The 17,227-nt window shown below is 45.7% G+C and carries 20 protein-coding genes; 13 read left to right on the top strand and 7 right to left on the bottom strand.

Annotated features, from left to right (window positions below; translation table 11 throughout):
- The first annotated feature begins 149 nt into the window (after positions 1 to 149).
- Positions 150 to 1,946 (top strand): hypothetical protein, encoded by a 1,797-nt coding sequence (locus tag BLS64_RS08610; protein WP_093113115.1) that lies wholly within the window; start codon positions 150 to 152, stop codon positions 1,944 to 1,946.
- A gap of 37 nt (positions 1,947 to 1,983) precedes the next feature.
- Here the strand turns inward: BLS64_RS08610 and BLS64_RS08615 are convergent, their stop codons facing one another.
- Both BLS64_RS08615 and BLS64_RS08620 read right to left on the bottom strand, forming a co-directional pair.
- Positions 1,984 to 2,508 carry a GNAT family N-acetyltransferase gene (locus tag BLS64_RS08615; protein WP_093113282.1) on the bottom strand — a complete coding sequence of 175 codons (525 nt, stop codon included), beginning with the start codon at positions 2,506 to 2,508 and terminating at the stop codon, positions 1,984 to 1,986.
- Positions 2,509 to 2,610: 102 nt separating this feature from the next.
- Entirely contained in the window at positions 2,611 to 3,021 is a 411-nt protein-coding gene (locus tag BLS64_RS08620; RefSeq protein ID WP_093113116.1) for a VOC family protein, read from the bottom strand.
- 154 nt (positions 3,022 to 3,175) lie between these two features.
- On the opposite strand from BLS64_RS08620, the gene BLS64_RS08625 reads away from it, so the two are divergent.
- The 8 genes from BLS64_RS08625 to BLS64_RS08660 all read left to right on the top strand — a co-directional run bounded on the left by BLS64_RS08625 (position 3,176) and on the right by BLS64_RS08660 (position 9,837).
- Positions 3,176 to 3,811, top strand: coding sequence for a Crp/Fnr family transcriptional regulator (locus BLS64_RS08625; protein WP_093113117.1), 636 nt, complete (start codon positions 3,176 to 3,178; stop codon positions 3,809 to 3,811).
- A gap of 73 nt (positions 3,812 to 3,884) precedes the next feature.
- The gene (locus BLS64_RS08630; protein WP_093113118.1) at positions 3,885 to 4,676 is read left to right on the top strand and encodes a sulfite exporter TauE/SafE family protein; all 792 of its coding nucleotides are present in this window, start codon (positions 3,885 to 3,887) and stop codon (positions 4,674 to 4,676) included.
- A 38-nt stretch (positions 4,677 to 4,714) separates the two neighbouring features.
- Entirely contained in the window at positions 4,715 to 6,016 is a 1,302-nt protein-coding gene (locus tag BLS64_RS08635; RefSeq protein ID WP_093113119.1) for a cytochrome ubiquinol oxidase subunit I, read from the top strand.
- 2 nt (positions 6,017 to 6,018) lie between these two features.
- Positions 6,019 to 7,065: a cytochrome d ubiquinol oxidase subunit II gene (locus tag BLS64_RS08640; RefSeq protein ID WP_093113120.1), complete on the top strand. Its 1,047-nt coding sequence runs from the start codon at positions 6,019 to 6,021 to the stop codon at positions 7,063 to 7,065.
- A gap of 3 nt (positions 7,066 to 7,068) precedes the next feature.
- Positions 7,069 to 7,533 (top strand): methyltransferase family protein, encoded by a 465-nt coding sequence (locus tag BLS64_RS08645; protein WP_093113121.1) that lies wholly within the window; start codon positions 7,069 to 7,071, stop codon positions 7,531 to 7,533.
- A gap of 3 nt (positions 7,534 to 7,536) precedes the next feature.
- On the top strand, positions 7,537 to 8,595 hold the full coding sequence (locus BLS64_RS08650) for an MBL fold metallo-hydrolase (RefSeq protein ID WP_093113122.1): 1,059 nt from the start codon (positions 7,537 to 7,539) through the stop codon (positions 8,593 to 8,595).
- The gene (locus BLS64_RS08655) at positions 8,585 to 9,199 is read left to right on the top strand and encodes a class I SAM-dependent methyltransferase (protein ID WP_093113123.1); all 615 of its coding nucleotides are present in this window, start codon (positions 8,585 to 8,587) and stop codon (positions 9,197 to 9,199) included. Before BLS64_RS08650 ends, BLS64_RS08655 begins: the two co-directional genes overlap by 11 nt.
- A gap of 26 nt (positions 9,200 to 9,225) precedes the next feature.
- Positions 9,226 to 9,837 (top strand): class I SAM-dependent methyltransferase, encoded by a 612-nt coding sequence (locus BLS64_RS08660; RefSeq protein ID WP_093113124.1) that lies wholly within the window; start codon positions 9,226 to 9,228, stop codon positions 9,835 to 9,837.
- A gap of 73 nt (positions 9,838 to 9,910) precedes the next feature.
- Here BLS64_RS08660 and BLS64_RS08665 read toward each other — a convergent pair whose 3' ends face one another.
- The 5 genes from BLS64_RS08665 to BLS64_RS08685 all read right to left on the bottom strand — a co-directional run bounded on the left by BLS64_RS08665 (position 9,911) and on the right by BLS64_RS08685 (position 13,925).
- Entirely contained in the window at positions 9,911 to 11,962 is a 2,052-nt protein-coding gene (locus BLS64_RS08665; protein ID WP_176763453.1) for a protein-disulfide reductase DsbD family protein, read from the bottom strand.
- Between the two features lie 66 nt (positions 11,963 to 12,028).
- Entirely contained in the window at positions 12,029 to 12,622 is a 594-nt protein-coding gene (locus BLS64_RS08670) for a TlpA family protein disulfide reductase (RefSeq protein WP_093113125.1), read from the bottom strand.
- Positions 12,623 to 12,643: 21 nt separating this feature from the next.
- The gene (locus BLS64_RS08675) at positions 12,644 to 13,072 is read right to left on the bottom strand and encodes a sulfur reduction protein DsrE (protein WP_093113284.1); all 429 of its coding nucleotides are present in this window, start codon (positions 13,070 to 13,072) and stop codon (positions 12,644 to 12,646) included.
- A 4-nt stretch (positions 13,073 to 13,076) separates the two neighbouring features.
- Entirely contained in the window at positions 13,077 to 13,478 is a 402-nt protein-coding gene (locus BLS64_RS08680; RefSeq protein WP_093113126.1) for a DoxX family protein, read from the bottom strand.
- 102 nt (positions 13,479 to 13,580) lie between these two features.
- Positions 13,581 to 13,925 (bottom strand): hypothetical protein, encoded by a 345-nt coding sequence (locus BLS64_RS08685; RefSeq protein ID WP_093113127.1) that lies wholly within the window; start codon positions 13,923 to 13,925, stop codon positions 13,581 to 13,583.
- Between the two features lie 134 nt (positions 13,926 to 14,059).
- Here BLS64_RS08685 and BLS64_RS08690 point away from each other — a divergent pair, with 134 nt between their 5' ends.
- From BLS64_RS08690 to BLS64_RS08705, 4 genes are all read left to right on the top strand, one after another.
- Positions 14,060 to 14,374 carry a hypothetical protein gene (locus BLS64_RS08690; RefSeq protein ID WP_093113128.1) on the top strand — a complete coding sequence of 105 codons (315 nt, stop codon included), beginning with the start codon at positions 14,060 to 14,062 and terminating at the stop codon, positions 14,372 to 14,374.
- Between the two features lie 2 nt (positions 14,375 to 14,376).
- Positions 14,377 to 14,865: a DUF2231 domain-containing protein gene (locus tag BLS64_RS08695; RefSeq protein ID WP_093113129.1), complete on the top strand. Its 489-nt coding sequence runs from the start codon at positions 14,377 to 14,379 to the stop codon at positions 14,863 to 14,865.
- Positions 14,866 to 14,972: 107 nt separating this feature from the next.
- A complete protein-coding gene (locus BLS64_RS08700) occupies positions 14,973 to 15,854 on the top strand; it encodes a sterol desaturase family protein (protein WP_176763454.1) in 882 nt (293 codons plus the stop codon).
- 21 nt (positions 15,855 to 15,875) lie between these two features.
- Positions 15,876 to 17,213, top strand: coding sequence for an MBL fold metallo-hydrolase (locus BLS64_RS08705; protein WP_093113130.1), 1,338 nt, complete (start codon positions 15,876 to 15,878; stop codon positions 17,211 to 17,213).
- Positions 17,214 to 17,227 lie beyond the last annotated feature (14 nt).

Consider the following 17,227-nt stretch of genomic DNA (forward strand, 5'->3'; position numbering starts at 1 on the left):
CGTCACTTGATCACTACTTCACAGAGATTTCTCCTTCCTCGGAGTGAAAATATTACCGGAAGAACAATATGTAAAATATGACCCAGGTCATATTTCAGGTTTCATAGCTTTTCAATCTTTGGCGTTTTGCCAATCCTAAATTAGAAAACATGTATACCCTATCTCCGCATAATTTCCATATTCCGGTCATGGGCATTTCCTTTACCATTGATTCGCCGGTGAAGGTGGCCAGCTACGGAATAAATTCCGCCCTTTCCATTATCGAAGATAATTTGATAGAAATGATGCGGAAGTATTACTATCAGCAAAATGATGAGCCCTACATTCCCATTGAAAAACACGAGGAAAATTACAGGGTGCGCCGAATTACCGATTACCTGAACCTGGTGAACCGTACCGTGAATAAAAAACTGGAAAAGCTGAAGGAATCTGCTTTTGAGACCGGATCTGAGATCGTGAAGTATTTTGAGATGCTGCCCGAAGAAAGTGGGCTTAAGGAAAAATATCATCAGTTCCTCAAGGCTCACGGCCACGCCAAAGCTGACCTGGAAGATTTCCTGCGGCGACATGTGACTCCCGGTGCCATCGAGGTGAACATCATGACCAAAGTGGACAAAAACAACAAAGACGCTTCGGGAGAACTCATTCCCGATGGTTCAGACGCGTTGGGCGCCTTGAAGGCCTATGCCGAAAGCGATCTGGAGAATTCGGCCGTGATCTTTTCCGCCGGAATGAATCCGCGGCTGTTCAATTACCTGGAGAACTTCAGGGAATTTGATGCCGTGGGCTGGGGTAAGTTCAAAAAGCGAGTGGTCATCAAGGTGAGCGACTACCGATCTGCCCTTATCCAGGGTAAATACCTGGCGAAAAAAGGCATTTGGGTGAGCGAATTCAGGATCGAATCGGGGCTTAACTGTGGCGGGCATGCCTTTGCCACACAGGGATTATTGCTGGGGCCCATTTTGGAAGAATTCAGGAACAAGAAAGAAGAACTTGCCGATGATCTTTTTCAGCTGTACAACCCTGCATTACAGGCCAGGGGAGAGGCCGGCTTTGAAAAACCGCATCCCATCCAGGTAACGGTGCAGGGAGGAATAGGGAATTCAGAAGAACAAAAACTGCTTTTGGAACATTATGAGGTTTCCCGAACCGGTTGGGGAAGTCCTTTTTTACTGTGTCCTGAAGCTACCACGGTTGATGAGAAGACGCTGGAACTGTTATGTAAAAGTGAGGAGAAAGATGTTGTGCTGAGCAAAGCTTCACCTTTAGGAGTGCGATTCAATTACCTGAAAGGCACCAGTGCAGATCTTGAACGGCAGGAGCGGATCAAAAGAGGCAAACCGGGCAGCCCCTGTACCGAAAAATACCTGGTATCCAATACCGAATTCACCAAAGAGCCCATTTGTACCGCTTCCAGAAGATATCAGAAACTTAAACTGGAGCAGCTGGAAAATGCCGGCCTGCCGGAAGCAGAATATCAGCAGCAAGTGGATGACCTGCTGAGCAAGGAATGTTTGTGCATTGGTCTTAGCAACTCCGCCGGGATCAATTATGAAGTGCCTATAGTAGAAAAACTGGATGCCGTGACCATTTGCCCCGGCCCCAATGTGGTAAATTTTTCAAAGATAACCGGGCTGCAGGAAATGACCGATCATATCTACGGAAGAAAAGAACTGCCTCAGAATCCGGGAAGGCCGCACATGTTCCTGAAAGAGCTACAGCTGTATCTTGATTATATCAAAGAGGAAATTAAAAACACGCTCACTCCGGGCCCAAGAGATGTCAAAGGCTGGAAAGGCTTTTGTGAGAACCTGTTGCAGGGGGTGGATCATTACAAGGACCTGGCCAGGCAGGACCTGGTGAAAAACAGGACAGCCTTTGAAAATGGCCTTTTGAAGGCAGAGAAGGAGCTGGAAAATCTCAGGCAGCGTTTGGAAGTGATCTGATACAAAAATATCCCCGTCAAAAATGGCGGGGATATTTTTATTTCTCCCATTCCTTTTTTAGGATCGCGTAAATATCCACGTCAAGATAGTTCCCGTCTTTGATCTCGCATTCCCTCAAAGTACCTTCATAACTAAAGTTGATCTTCTCCAGGGCGCTTTTGCATTTGTGGTTGGTATTCTCCACAAAGCCTTCAATGCGGTTGAGGTTGAGGTTTTCGAAACCCAGTTGGAACAACAGGGGCATTACCTCCTTCAAAATTCCCATACCCCAAAATTCGGGGTACAGCCAAAAGCCGATCTCTGCTTTGTTATTTGCCCGGTCCAGGCCATTGAAGCCGCCGGCGCCGCAAAATTCGTTTGTTTCCGAAGAATAGATCCCCCACCAGGCACCTGTTCCGTTCTTTTTCAGGTCTGCATACCATTCCATTTGCTCCTTAGTGTCTTCAAGCGTCGGGAAGTGTACGGCATAATGTTTTGTCACCCGTTCATCAGACAGACCTCTATGGATCAATTCTATATCGCGGTCTTCGATTTCCTTCAGGGTAAATCTGTCGGTTTTCATATTTTTCAGGTAGGAGAATATGTCAGATAAAGGCATTAGTCGATTGCTAATCCGAAGTAAAAATAGAAATTCTCCTGAAAATGCATTTTTCCGAAGTAATTTTTAGGGGACCAGGCTCAGCTGCCAGGAAATTCCATATTTGTCCTGGACCCAGCCAAACTTGGGGCTAAAGGGATACTCCTCTAAAGGCGTAAAGACCACACCTTCTTTTGCGAGGACCTTAAAAGCATCTTCAATGTCTTTTGCGCTATCGCTTTCAATGAAAAAGGAGATGGCCGGGTTGAAGTCAAATTTGTGTTTCAAGTGACTGTCTTTGGCGATGAACCGTTGGCCGTTAAGAGAAAAATGGGCCTGCTTTACAGTTCCTTCGGGCTCCGGATCATTAGGCCCGTAATGTTCAATGCTGCTTATTTCTGAATCATCAAATAAGGTGGTATAGAAATTCACCGCCTCTTCGGCTTTGCCATGCTGTTCTCCAGTAAAGAGTAAAAAAGTTAAGATCTTGCTGCTCATGTGAGTAAGTTAATAAATTTTATCCAGTTTTGAAACTTTGCTATGTTGGGTTATCCTGAAGATAATTCTATTATTTCTGTCTTTTGTGAAGATTTTTAAAAATGTTCCGCAGTCTTTCATTTAAATCTTAATTTTACTACCTAAATAGGTTTAGATGCTAGAGGAAGAATTAAAAGAAGCTTACCATTTCATCTTTGAGGATGAACTTATGGAGGAGATCGCCAAATTTGGGACTTTAAAGGAAGTCAAAGCGGGAGAAAAGATCATAGAAATAGGGGAATACGTAAAAAGTATGCCCCTGCTGCTTGAAGGCGCTATAAAGATCCTGAGGGAAGACAAAGATGGGGACGAATTGCTGCTGTACTTTCTTGAAAGGGGCGATACCTGTGCCATGACCCTTTCCTGCTGTCTTGGACAAACCAAAAGTGAGATAAGGGCAGTAGCTGAAAAGGATACCAAGCTCATTATGATCCCCATTGAGAAAATGGAAGAGTGGACCTCTAAGTATAAAAGCTGGAGAAATTTTGTTTTCGAAAGCTACCATACCCGCCTTTCTGAAATGCTGGACACTATCGATACCATCGCTTTCCTGAACATGGATGCCCGATTGATGCGCTATTTGCAGGATAAGGCAAAGATCAACGGCACAGACCTTATACAGGTGACTCATCAGGAGATCGCGTATGACCTGCACACCTCGCGAGTGGTGATCTCAAGGCTTCTTAAAAAACTGGAACTGGAAGGGAAGATCGTTCTTCAGCGCAACAGCATAAAAGTGCTGGACCTGTAGGAGACTGTAATAAATGTTACTGTAAGGCCTCTGGCTGCTTCTTAGTTTTGTGTCCGCAAAAAAAATCTATGGAATGACTGAAATACTGGGGTATTTAGGAGCATTGATCATTGGAGTGGTCTTAGGACTTATTGGGGGAGGTGGCTCCATACTTACGGTTCCGGTGCTGGTTTACCTCATGGCCATCAATCCTGTAACCGCCACTGCCTATTCCCTTTTTGTTGTAGGAACTTCCTCCCTTGTGGGAGCCGTAAAGAACATGCAGAAAAAGAGGGTGGATTACAGAACGGCCGTTGTATTCTCTATTCCGGCGTTTATTGCTGTTTACGCTACCCGAAAATTCCTTGTCCCGGCCATCCCGGAGCATATCATTACCATTGCGGGGCATGAGATCACCAAGAACATCGCGATCATGCTTTTCTTCGCCTTTATCATGATCCTGGCTTCGGTTTCCATGATAAGAGAACAAAAAGAAAAACCGGTAAAAACAGAAAAGGTAAAATATAATTATCCGCTTATCATTATAGAAGGGCTTATCGTGGGAGTACTCACTGGAATAGTGGGCGCCGGCGGCGGATTTCTTATCATTCCCGCCCTCGTCTTACTTGCAAAGCTTCCCATGAAAAAAGCGGTGGCCACTTCGCTGCTTATCATCGCGATCAAATCGCTCATAGGTTTTATTGGAGACGTTCAAAACCTCGATATCGACTGGCCCTTTCTTCTTATATTTACCGGTATATCGGTCGTCGGGATCTTTTTGGGAGTGTACCTGAATAAATTCATAGACGGAAAAAAACTGAAGAAAGGTTTCGGCTGGTTCGTACTTTTAATGGGAATCTACATAGTCTGGAAGGAATTGTTTTAAATTCTCTTTTCCGGAAGTTATCCCCCAAATGGAATCTTATGGAAAATCTTGATTTTGCCAGATTACAAATGGCTTTCACCCTGGGTTTTCACATCATCTTTGCCTGCATTGGTATGGTGATGCCTTTTTTTATGGTGGTTTCCCATAAGAAGTGGCTGAACACCCGAAATCCCGTCTACCTCGAGCTCACTAAATCCTGGCAAAAAGGAGTGGCTATATTTTTTGTCACGGGCGCGGTATCGGGAACGGCGCTTTCTTTTGAACTGGGAATGCTATGGCCCGAATTCATGAAACATGCCGGCCCCATTATAGGCATGCCTTTTTCTTTGGAAGGGGCGGCTTTCTTTGTTGAAGCTATAGCCCTTGGATTCTACCTTTACGGTTGGAATAAATTACCTGAAAAATTCCACTGGTTTACAGGTATCATAATAGGAATATCGGGAGTTGCCTCCGGAATTCTGGTCGTTTCCGCGAACGGCTGGATGAACGCGCCCACGGGATTTGATTATATTGATGGACAATTCGTGAATATCGATCCGGTGCAGGCATTTTTGAATCCGGCATGGTTCACCCAGGCGCTCCACATGACCCTTGCCGCAGTTGTGGCTACGAGTTTTGCCGTGGCAGGAGTACACGCCCTGCAGGTCTACCGGAACAAACGACCGGACCTGCACAAGAAAGCTTTTAAGATCGCGATTATTTTTGGGGCTGTTGCCGCTTTTCTCCAACCGTTAAGCGGCGATCTTTCTGCAAAGGATATCGCCGAACGCCAACCGATGAAGCTCGCTGCCATGGAGGCTCATTATGAAACCGGAACCAATGTGCCTCTTTACATTGGAGGGATCGTAGATGAAGAAAATCAGAAGGTGACCCATAAAATTGCCATTCCGGGTGCCCTCTCGTTTTTAGCCTTTGGTGATTTTGATGCAGAAGTTAAAGGACTTAAGGATTTTCCCGAAGATGAACATCCTCCCGTAGCGATAGTACATTACGCCTTTCAGATCATGGTAGGTATCGGTACTTTGCTTATGCTGGCCGGGATCCTCTATTTTTTAAGCCTGAAATACAAGAAGCTGTTCAACAAAAAGTGGTACTGGTTGCTGTTTGTTGTACTTGCTCCTCTTGGGTTCATAGCGGTAGAAGCGGGTTGGGTCGTGACCGAAGTTGGGCGGCAGCCCTGGATCATTTACGGCTTTATGAAAACCAGTGAAGCCGTGACTCCCATGCCGGGAATGGAATTCAGTTTTTACATGTACCTGGTAGTCTATGCGGTTCTCGCTGTCACCGTTACCTGGCTCATGAGAAGACAAATAAGGGTACTTAATGCGGTAAAAGAATAATTATGTTGTATGTGGTTCTTTTCTTTCTGTTGTTCTCCCTACTCCTGTATGTGCTCCTGGGCGGGGCAGATTTTGGGGCGGGAATTGTCGAACTCTTCTCCTCTAGAAAAAACAAGCTCACCACCCGCAACACGATCTATAGGGTGATGGGCCCGGTTTGGGAAGCCAACCATATCTGGCTCATTATTCTTCTGGTGATCCTTTGGGTTGCCTTTCCTGTGTATTTCAATGTGATCATGATCTATCTGCATGTGCCGTTCGTGCTGGTCCTGCTGGGGATAACCATGCGAGGCGTGGCCTTCATCTTCAGGCATTATGACGCCATTGTGGATAGGTCGCAGCTGTTCTATAACTGGATGTTCCGCATCTCCAGTTTGGTCACTCCTGTTTTTCTGGGAATGTCTTTCGGAGCTTTAATAGGAGGCAAGATAATTTTAACCGAAGATGATTACACTGGCTTCACATTTTCTGAACTCTATCTTTGGCCCTGGTTCAATTCCTTTACTTTTCTGGTAGGTATTTTCTACGCTGTGCTTTGTGCCTTCCTGGCTGCGACCCTCCTTATTGGGGAAACTCAAGGCAAGGTTAGAAAAATGTTCAGCAAAAAATCGGCTTATTTCACTATTACGCTGGTACTGCTGGGATTCATTCTCATAGCCTACGGATATATCTATGAGGTAAAATTCATTAAAGATTTTGTTAGTAATCCGGTTTCGATTGGAGCAGTGATACTATCGGGTTTGCTGCTGATCCCGCTATGGAGAGCTATAAAAAGGCAGAACACCCTTGGCAGCAGGTATCTTGCGGGGTTACAGGTTGTCCTTGTGCTGTTTGCGGCCCTTTATGCGCACTTTCCGTATATTATCATTACTGCGGAAAAAGAGGTGAGTCTTTTGGAGGGGCTGCCTCCGCAGGCGGTCATTCAAAATCTCGGCATCATGCTGCTCATAGGAGGAGGAGTCATTTTACCCGGACTTTTTCATCTTATGAGGTCTTTCGGAATGATCAAGATATTTAAGTCAGGAGAAAAAGAATTTGAAAATAATTAAATTATGGCTGTTCCTAAAAAAGATAAGATCTTCGTGGCTCTGCAGTTCCTGGTGTTCCTGGTCTGGCTTATCCCTGTAGAGGAGTGGCGGTTTCAGCTTTCAGAAAATATGCACATTTTAGCCTTGATGGTGGCGGGAATAGGATTGCTGATCATCCTTATCGCCTTTTTGCAGTTGAACACCAATCTATCTCCTTTTCCCAGTCCCACAAAAGGCGCAAAACTTGTAACTTCAGGAGCCTTTGCTTTTGCCAGGCATCCCATTTACGCAGGCGTGCTGTTCATGGCGTTCGGACTTTCGATCTGGCTTGGTTCGGGCTATAAACTGCTCATCAGTATTTTGCTCCTGCTGGTCTTTTACTTCAAAAGCAACTATGAGGAATCCAAACTTCAGGAGCGCTTTCCCGAATATGTTTCCTATAAGCGGCAAACCGGTCGATTTTTTCCTAAATTTAGATGGAGAATTTAGGATATGAATATCAGATCATTCGGAAGATCACCTAGAGGGGAACGGCTGGCACGCATTCGAAGCACAGAAAATTACAGGAACGGAAGCTTTCAGAATGTGGAACCTACCGAAGTGAACCCGGGAAATGTTTCCATTTTCAGGATCCTGAAAGGGATGCTTTCGCGCCCTTCTTCGGTAAGACCTTCGACGGAAATTCCGAACGTACGAAGTGATCTTAAGGAACTGGACAGGGAAAGACCGGCACTGGTGTGGTTTGGACATTCCTCCTATTTTCTGCAGGTAGATGGGTTTAAGATCCTGGTCGATCCGGTGTTTAGCGGCAATGCTTCGCCTTTTAGACTCTTCGGAAAGGCTTTTGAAGGCTCAGACCATTTTAATGCAGAAGATCTTCCGGAACTGGATCTGCTTATACTTACCCACGATCATTATGATCATCTAGACTGGCCAAGCATTAAAAAGCTGGTTCCAAAAACAGGCAGTGTAGTAGCCTCTTTAGGAGTAGGAGCGCATCTAGAATACTGGGGTGTTGAAAAAGGGAAAATAACCGAACTTTCCTGGTGGCAGGATCATTCGGTCAATGAACACTTAAAGATAACCGCCACCCCTTCGCGGCATTTTTCGGGAAGAGGCTTTCAAAGAGGAAAAACTTTGTGGTCTTCTTTCGTCCTAAGGGTAAACGGATATAAATTTTTCCTGGGAGGAGATTCGGGTTATGACAAGAGGTTTTCAGAAATAGGAAAAAGATTCGGACCTTTTGACCTGGCTTTCCTGGAGTGCGGGCAATACAACAAATACTGGCCGCAGATCCACATGTTTCCCGAGCAAACATTAATGGCAGGGAAAGATTTGCAGGCAAAACAGATCATTCCCGTGCACTGGGGCAAGTTCGTGTTGTCCACCCATCCGTGGAACGAACCCATAAGAAGATTCACAAGTGCTGCCGAAAATGAAGGCTTCAGCTATGCCGCGCCAAAAATAGGAGAGCCCTGTTATTTTCAGGAGAAATATTACCAGCAGGACTGGTGGGAATTCGAAACAAAAACAACAGATCATGGAAGATAGAAAAGAACATTGGAACAAGGTTTATGAGAACAAAAAACCAACCGAGGTAAGCTGGTATGAGCCCATGCCCGAAACCTCCCTGGATTACATCGCGGAATGCAAATTGGAGAAGGATGCCGCGATCATTGATATTGGCGGGGGAGACAGTTTTCTTGCTGAGTTCCTCATTGGTAAGGGCTACACAGATATCACGGTGGTGGATATTTCTGAAAATGCCCTCATTCGGGCCAAAGAAAGGCTGGGAGAAAAAGCGGGTGACATCACCTGGATCGTGGCCGATGCGGCAGAATTCGAGCCTCAAAGGCAATATGATCTGTGGCATGATCGTGCGGCTTTTCATTTTCTTACTGAAGATGCACAGGTGAAAAAATACCTGCAGAATGTGAAGCAGGCTGTAAAACCAGGAGGTTTTGTGGTGATGGGTACCTTTTCGGAAAACGGGCCGACCAAATGCAGCGGTATTGAAATAAGACAGTACTCAATAAAGCAAATGCAGGATCTTTTCGCTGACGGGTTCACTGCCATGAACTGCAAGAATTTGGATCACAACACACCTTCGGGAGGAACGCAAAATTTCACGTTTTGCAGTTTCAAAAGAGACTAGTTTCAGAAATAAACAGGAAATAGAATATGAAAGAATTTTGGGATAAACGCTTTAGTGCGGAAGAGTATGTGTATGGCGAAGAGCCGAATGAGTATTTAAGATCGCGCCTTTTGGAACTTTATCCCGGCGAGATCATGTTCGCTGCCGAAGGAGAAGGCCGCAACGCGGTTTACGCTGCACAGGAATCCTGGAAAGTTACCGCATTCGATCAAAGCCGGGAGGGAAAGAAAAAGGCTATGAAGCTTGCCGAAAAGAACAAGGTGGAGATAGATTACCGGGTGGGTGATCTTCCCGACCTCGGTTACGACAAAGATGAAGTGGACGTTATAGCTTTGATCTATGCCCATTTTTCTCCGGAACTTAGGGCGGATTACCACAAGCTGCTCCTCTCGTACCTTCGGCGGGACGGGCTGGTCATCTTTGAAGGTTTCAGCAAAAAGCATCCTGTCTATCAGAAGCAAAATCCACAGGTGGGAGGTCCTAAAGATGAAGCCCTCCTTTTTTCAATGGAGGAGATCAAAAAAGACTTTGGAGAACTGAATTTTTTAGAGCTGTACGAGGCAGAGGTCGATCTTGATGAAGGGGAGTTCCATAAAGGGCAAGGCTCTGTAATCAGGTTTGTAGCCCAGAAGAAATAAAAAGAAACCTGCAGAAAACTAAGCCCTGCAGGTTTCAACATTCAACCACGAAGAAATTAATCTTAAATGTCTTTTAGAGGATCAGGTTATTCTTTACCTCATTGTTTTCCTCATAGCGCTCTATTCCTGTATCTAGGAAATCCACGAATCCCTGAACATCGAGATCGTAAGCGCGGGGAGGGGAAAGCAGCTCCTCGTTGGCCCCTACAAGAGTATAATACGGCTGGGCATTGGCATTCAGCTTCTGTATCATAAAATCCATGTTCTGCTTTCCGATGCTCTTTTTGACCTTGCCGTCATAAACCGAGGTATACCATTCTTCTCTGGGTAATTCGGTCTTCTCATCCACATACATGGCTACCACAATGTAGTCTTCCCTTAGCCTTTTCAGGACGGCAGGATCGCTCCAAACCGCGGCTTCCATTTCCCGGCAATTGACGCAGCCGTGACCGGTAAAATCAATAAAGAGCGGCTTGTTTTCCTTTTTAGCGCAGGCCAGGGCCTGTTCATAGTCAAAATAGCCTTTGAGTCCGTGAGGCAGCTCCAGCATGTCATCATACTTGGGTTTTTCGCAGCCTTCGGCCAGTTTGGTTTCTTCCGCAGGGGCATCAGATCCCAGCAATTGAAAATCATGGGTGCTCATGGGAGGAAGATAACCTGCAAGGGCCTTCAAAGGAGCTCCGAACAACCCGGGAATGAGGTAGACCACAAAACTGAAAACCAGCACCGCCATCAATAGTCGGGAAATTGAGGTGCTTTCAGCTTTTTGTTCATGCGGAAAAACGATCTTTCCAAGCAGGTAAAAACCAAGCAGGGTAAAGATGACTATCCACAGGGCCAGGTAAATTTCACGGTCAAGCAGGTTCCAGTGGTAGACCTGGTCTACCATGCTCAAAAACTTCAGGGCAAGGGCGAGTTCCAGGAATCCCAGCACCACCTTTACCGTGTTGAGCCAGCCACCACTTTTTGGCAGCGAACTCAGCCATCCGGGAAAGATCGCGAACAATGTGAACGGAATAGCAAAAGCGGTTGAGAAGCCAAGCATTCCAATCAGTGGCTTGATGGCCTGTCCGCTGGCCGCTCCCAAAAGAATGGTTCCCGCGATGGGACCCGTACAACTGAAGCCAACCAGCACCAGGGTAAAGGCCATGAAAAAGATTCCGGCTAAACCTCCTTTATTGGCCTGGCTGTCTATGTTATTCACGAAATTGTTAGGCAGTCTTATTTCGAACAGGCCAAAGAAGGAAAGCGCGAACAGCACAAAAATGGCAAAGAACAGCAGGTTTGGAAGCCAGTGCGTACTCAGAAAGTTTGCGAATCCGGCGCCAAAGATCAGCGCGAAAACAGTTCCTATAAGGGTATAGATCCCGATAATGGAAAGTCCGTAGATGATCGCGTTCATGATCCCTCGCGAACGGCTCCTGCTTGACTTGGTGAAAAAGGTCACGGTCATCGGGATCATTGGGAACACGCATGGCGTGAGCAATGCCGCCAGTCCTGCGCCAAAGGAGATCAGGAAAAAAGTGAGTAAAGCTGTCCAGCCTTTTTCCTCCTCCACCGGCTCGAAAGAGTTGGTGAAAGGCTCCAGTTCCTTTACCGGCGGTTCTGAAGAAGAGGAATTGCTATTGTTATCGGCCACAGCTCCTGCTTCTGCCTTTTCACCTGAAAGATCAACCGTAAAATCTGATTCATAGGGAATACACTGCCCGGTCACATCTGAACAGATCTGGTAGGACATGCTCCCTTTGATCACAGGATCTTCCCCGGTGATCTTCAGTTTTTGTTTAAAATGAGCCTTTTTGGTGAAGTAGGTATACTCGCCTCCCCACAGATCATCGTATTTCTCTTTCGGATCCACGGGTTCCAGTTGTCCTGAAGGCTCGTACTTGTCAGACCCTTCAAAACTGATCTCTGTAAGCATCGGCCCCAGGTCAGGATCAAAATCGCTGGAATACATGTACCAGTCTTCGGGAATATTGGCTGTCAAAGTGAGGATAAGTTCATCTCCCGCTACGGCCTCTGTTTTGTCTGCGCTTACCTGCCACTCCGGTGCTTCCATCACCTGCGCCGCAAGCGGGTGCAAAGAGAACAGGCAGAGAAGCAGTAACAAATATGTTCTTCTCATAAATTCTTTTTTAGATAGATTGGAAAAACAGCTGCCAAAAAGGGCTTTTTTGACAGCTGTTATCTTTTATTGCAGCTCCTTAAGGAATTGTTTGAAATCCTTGGTATCAAAGTCTCCCATACCCAGGTGAGTAAGAGCCAGGTTACCATCGGCATCTATCACATAGGTGGTGGGAATGCTGCGGGTGGCATACATCTGCGGAACTGGTCCCGCTGCCCTGTAGATCTCGAATTCATAGCCTTTGTTGGCCTTGAATTTCTTGGCTTTTTCGAACTTTTGATCTACAGAAAGCATAATGAATTCCACATTGTCATCCTTCACTTCCTGGTAAAGATTATGGATTCCAGGCATTTCCGCGATACATGGAGGGCACCAGGTTGCCCAGAAGTTGAGGAAGATCACCTTGCCTTCAAACTGCTTCATGTTTACCTTCTCTCCTTTGGAATTGACCAGGTTGAGGTCCAGCACTGCACCTTTGGATGGTGTGGCGGCAGCGATCTCAGCTTTTTCTTCCGTATCCGGGTTCATAAGGCCCGTGGCCAGTATTCCTCGCTGCAAAAATCCGAAGACCTCGGTGTGAAGCCCTGTTACAAAGAGGGTGATAAATACCGCGCCTATAATTCCGTATTCTATTAAATTCTTTTTCAATCTTTTATTCATGATAATTGGTTTAGGTGGTGATTAAAGTTCGATGCTTAGGTAGCCTTTCTTCTGAAGCTCGAAATTGTGGAGAATTCCGTTTTCCACGACTCTTAGTGCTTCAGGTAAAGCAGCTCTGTCCACGCCGAACTTCTTCAGGGAAAATCCGCAGGCATTGATGGTCACTCCCGCATTTTCCGCGCTTTTTAGAAAGTTGCTCATGGTCTCTTTATTGCTTAGGTCCTGCACGGCCTTTCCACAGACGACTACCTGGAAATCCCCGAAATTGTCGCCATCCTGCACGGCAAGTTCTTCCGCGGCCAGGATGATGGGTTTCAATTGCTGAACATTTCTTGTTAGTACTACATAATTTACGTCGTCCGCATGTTTTTCATGGGCATTCTGTGCCTGTACAGGGTTAGTGAATAGACTAAGGACGATAGCGAAACTCGCTAATAGGATATTTTTCATTTTGTTACTGTTTTTTTGAATTATTAGAATCATTGATGATAAAAAAGGTGAGGCCGCCAAGGATGGCGATGTTCTTGAAAAGCGGCCCTAATGTGGTGATCTGTCCTACCTGCACCGTAAGGGTAATGGGGATCAAAACAGACATAAGAATGGCGGCTGCCCAGCGGGTCTTGTACCCTGCGAGCAAGCCTAAGCCTGCAATGAACATCACGATCCCGGAGGCGATGACCAGTAGTTTTGGTTCCCCAAAGAAGTAGGCGATTCCTTTGAATCTCGCCTGATCTATACGTTGCACAGTCTTATCTACCTTGATGATATGGCTGAAACTGGCAACTAAAAAAATTCCGCTTAACATCATTCGGAAGATCTGGACCGAACGACGAGTCACTTCAATTTTTGTTGACATTAAAAAGTTAAATAAGAGAATTAATAATGGTCGGGTTGAGTGCAGGTCACAGAAGTGCTGCAGGTTGAAAACCCGGCGATATTTAGATAAGTGGAAGGAAGATCAGACTTTGGGGGGCGGGTAGAACTTGTCCCGGGGGGTGCGAAACAGGCCCGGAGTCTGATAAGAATATTCTCTGAAGTTGTCCTCATTCAAAGCCACCGCCCATTCGGCAATGGTCTGGTCAAAGACCGTGTGACATAAAAATTCCATTTCCAGCCCCTGGTTCAGGGAAGCAGGAGCAATGTCTTCTTTAGCAGTTTTTAGCTGTGGTTTGGAGCACATCTTATTTACCATGGTCACTCCCTTAGACTCAAGGAATGTCCCGTAGAATTTAGCATCCATAGTCAGGAGTTTTCCGAGGAAAATGACCACCAGCGTCAGCGCTATGTAATTTTTTAACTGCATTAAGAAAACAAATATAGGAATGTAGATGAGATGATTGTGTGACTTTTGTTACATAACAGATTCGTTATTTTGGGGATGAGGCTGTTTTTAGGTATTTTAGAGGTCTCAATGAAATCAATTCAAACCATATCAATATGAAAACCAAATTCTTTAGCACTGTTCTTGTAGCCACCCTATTTTTCTTCTTCTCTTGTGGAGAAAGCACAGATGTAGTGGAGTCGGGAACTTATGAGGGCACCATCAAAGAAGTAGAGGCTTCTAAGACGGAGATCTATGTGGAGACCGATGATGACAAGACCCTCGAACTTTACTTTACCGATCAAACCGAACTGACCCGTGATGGTTCAACAGTCGATTTTTCTGAACTGGAAGAAGGGATGAGAGTAGAAGTTGAAGTCAAGAAAGAAGGAAAACGGCTGGATCCTATTTCGGTCAAAGTGCTTGAATAAAAATGGAACAGGTACCCGATTTTTGGCGGACAGAGGTTTTTCACCCTCTGTCCGTTCATTTTCCTATCGCTTTACTGGTAGTTGCCTTCCTTTTCAAGATCATCGCCCTAAGATACAGGCGGGAGGTATGGGAAAGAGGAGGTAGTGTTCTTCTCGGGCTGGGGGTGATTGGAATTTGGGTGGCGATCTTCACCGGAAACCTGGCCGATGGGATTGTTTCCAGGAAGCTTTGCGATCCTACCGTACTCAAGGATCATGAGAATTATGCCTGGATCACCGCCTGGCTATTTACGGCAGGAGCCGCAATAGATTTTCTTAGATATATCAAACTTCCCCTTTTCAAAAGCCGGGTATTTCTCGTGGTGGTCCTCCTCATCCTTACAGGAGGTAATGCGCTGCTTACCTATGTGGGGCATCTTGGCGCCACTTTGGTCTATCAACAGGCAGCCGGAGTCTATGTTCCTTCCGGCGACTGTGCAGAATTTGAATAAAACCTGAGGCTAACTCGCTGTTTTTATTAATTTTATGGGAGTGTAACTCTTGTTACGGCATATAGTGTATGAAAAACTATATTTTTGCGTTCAAATTTTGAGAAGGATTGAATAAGTACCTGAGAATAATTTCGGAGTCATTTACGGGGTATGCGAATTACCTGTTGGAAGAGGTCACCTCTCCTTCAATGACCAATTATTTTTACTGGTTGCTGGGCTTGTCGCTCCTGGTGTGGATGCTGGAGATCCTCCTGCCCTGGAGAAAAGATCAGAAGATCTTTAGAAAGGGATTTTGGCTGGACAGCTTCTATATATTGTTTAACTTTTTCCTTTTTGCGTTGATAGGCTACAATGCCTTGTCTAATGTGGGAGTGGAGTTGTTCAATGACTTTCTGCTCATTTTTGGAGTAGAGAACATCGTGGCGATTGAAGTGCAGGACCTGCCGGGTTGGGTGCAGTTGACCATTATGTTCGTGGTAGCCGATTTCATTCAGTGGAACGTTCACCGGCAGCTGCATAAAAGAGCGTGGCTGTGGGAGTTTCACAAGGTGCATCATTCGGTCAAGGAAATGGGTTTTGCAGCGCAGTTTAGGTTCCATTTCATGGAGACCATTATTTACAAGACGGTGCAGTACATTCCTTTGGCCATGATAGGTTTTGGAATTCAGGAGTTCTTTGTGGTGCATATGTTCACTGTTTTGCTGGGGCATATCAATCACGCCAATGTGGGCTGGAGCTACGGAAAACTCGGTTACCTGTTCAATAACCCGAAAATGCACATCTGGCACCATGCTAAAGAGCTGCCAGAGGAGCATCCTGCGGGAATGAACTTCGGTCTGAGCCTTAGCATCTGGGATCATTTGTTCCAAACAGCCTACCTTCCGCAGAACGGGCAGGATATAGAACTAGGCTTTGAAGGAGATGAGAATTATCCTGAAGCCTTTACCAAACAGCTGGTCATTCCTTTTCAGAATAACAGAAAAAGATAAACAGAACTAAAACAAGAGATCATGAAAATAAAACAGTTTAAAGATAGTCCGCTGGCACATTATTCCTACGCCATAGTGAGTGAGGGAAAAATGGCGCTGGTAGACCCGGAGAGGAATCCGTTGAAATATTACCGTTATGCCGAAGAGCACAATGCGAAGATCGTGGCCGTTTTTGAGACACATCCGCATGCCGATTTTGTGAGCAGCCACTTGCAGATACATGAGCAAACAGGAGCTACCATATATGCCAGTAAGCTGTTGGGGGCAGATTACAAGCACAAGGGATTTGATGACGGCGACAGCCTTAAAATGGGAAAGGTCACTTTTAAAGCCATCAATACCCCCGGACACTCGCCGGACAGTATCACTATAGTTGCCGAAGACGGAAATAAGACTGCTCTTTTCACGGGAGATACCCTGTTCATTGGAGATGTGGGAAGACCCGATCTTAGGGAAAAGGCCGGAAATATGAAGGCCAAAAGGGTAGATTTGGCCAAGAAAATGTACCACACCATTCAGAACAAATACAACGGGCTTCCCGATTCTGCGATCGTTTACCCAGCCCACGGGGCAGGTTCGCTTTGTGGAAAGAACATGAGCACAGATTCTTCAAGTACGCTGGGACAGGAACGTAAGTTCAACTGGGCTTTCCGCGACCAGACCGAAGAGCAGTTCGTGGAGACGATATTGAAGGATCAGCCGTTCATTCCGCATTACTTCGGGTTCAATGTAGATGTGAATAAAAACGGTGCAGATAACGTTCAAAAGACTAAAGCAGCGGTGAAACTTAGTCTGCTGGTGGAAAAGATAGAGGATGGAGTAACCGTTGTGGATGCCCGCGATGGAGATGCTTACAAAAAAGGACATTTGCCTAATAGTATTAACATCATGGCCCGTGGAGAGAATGACAAGTATGAAACCTGGCTTGGCGCGATCGTTAAGCCTGAGGAACCTTTTTACCTTGTCGTGGAAAGCGTGACCCACGTAAGAGAGCTGTTGGAGCGTACCGCAAAGATTGGATATGAAAAACAGCTGAAGGGAATCATCACCTTGTCTGAAAAAGTCTCTGAAACCAGCGATGACTTTAAGCTGAAGGATTTCAAAGCTCATAAAGAGGAATATACCATTGTGGATATCCGAAACAACAGTGAGGTAGCTGAAAAGCGTATTTTTGAGAACGCGATCGAAATTCCGCTTAACGAACTTCGCGAAAGGGCAAGTGAAGTCCCTGCAGATAAACCAATAGTCGTGCACTGTGCCGGCGGATACAGGTCTTCGGCGGGAAGCAGTATTCTTGAGAACAAGTTCAAGTCCACCAGGATCTTTGATATGAGCGATGACATTAAAAAGTTCAGTTAATCAAATACTTTAAA

Origin of the sequence: Salinimicrobium catena, assembly GCF_900102915.1 — a bacterium.
GTDB classification, from domain to species: Bacteria; Bacteroidota; Bacteroidia; order Flavobacteriales; family Flavobacteriaceae; genus Salinimicrobium; species Salinimicrobium catena.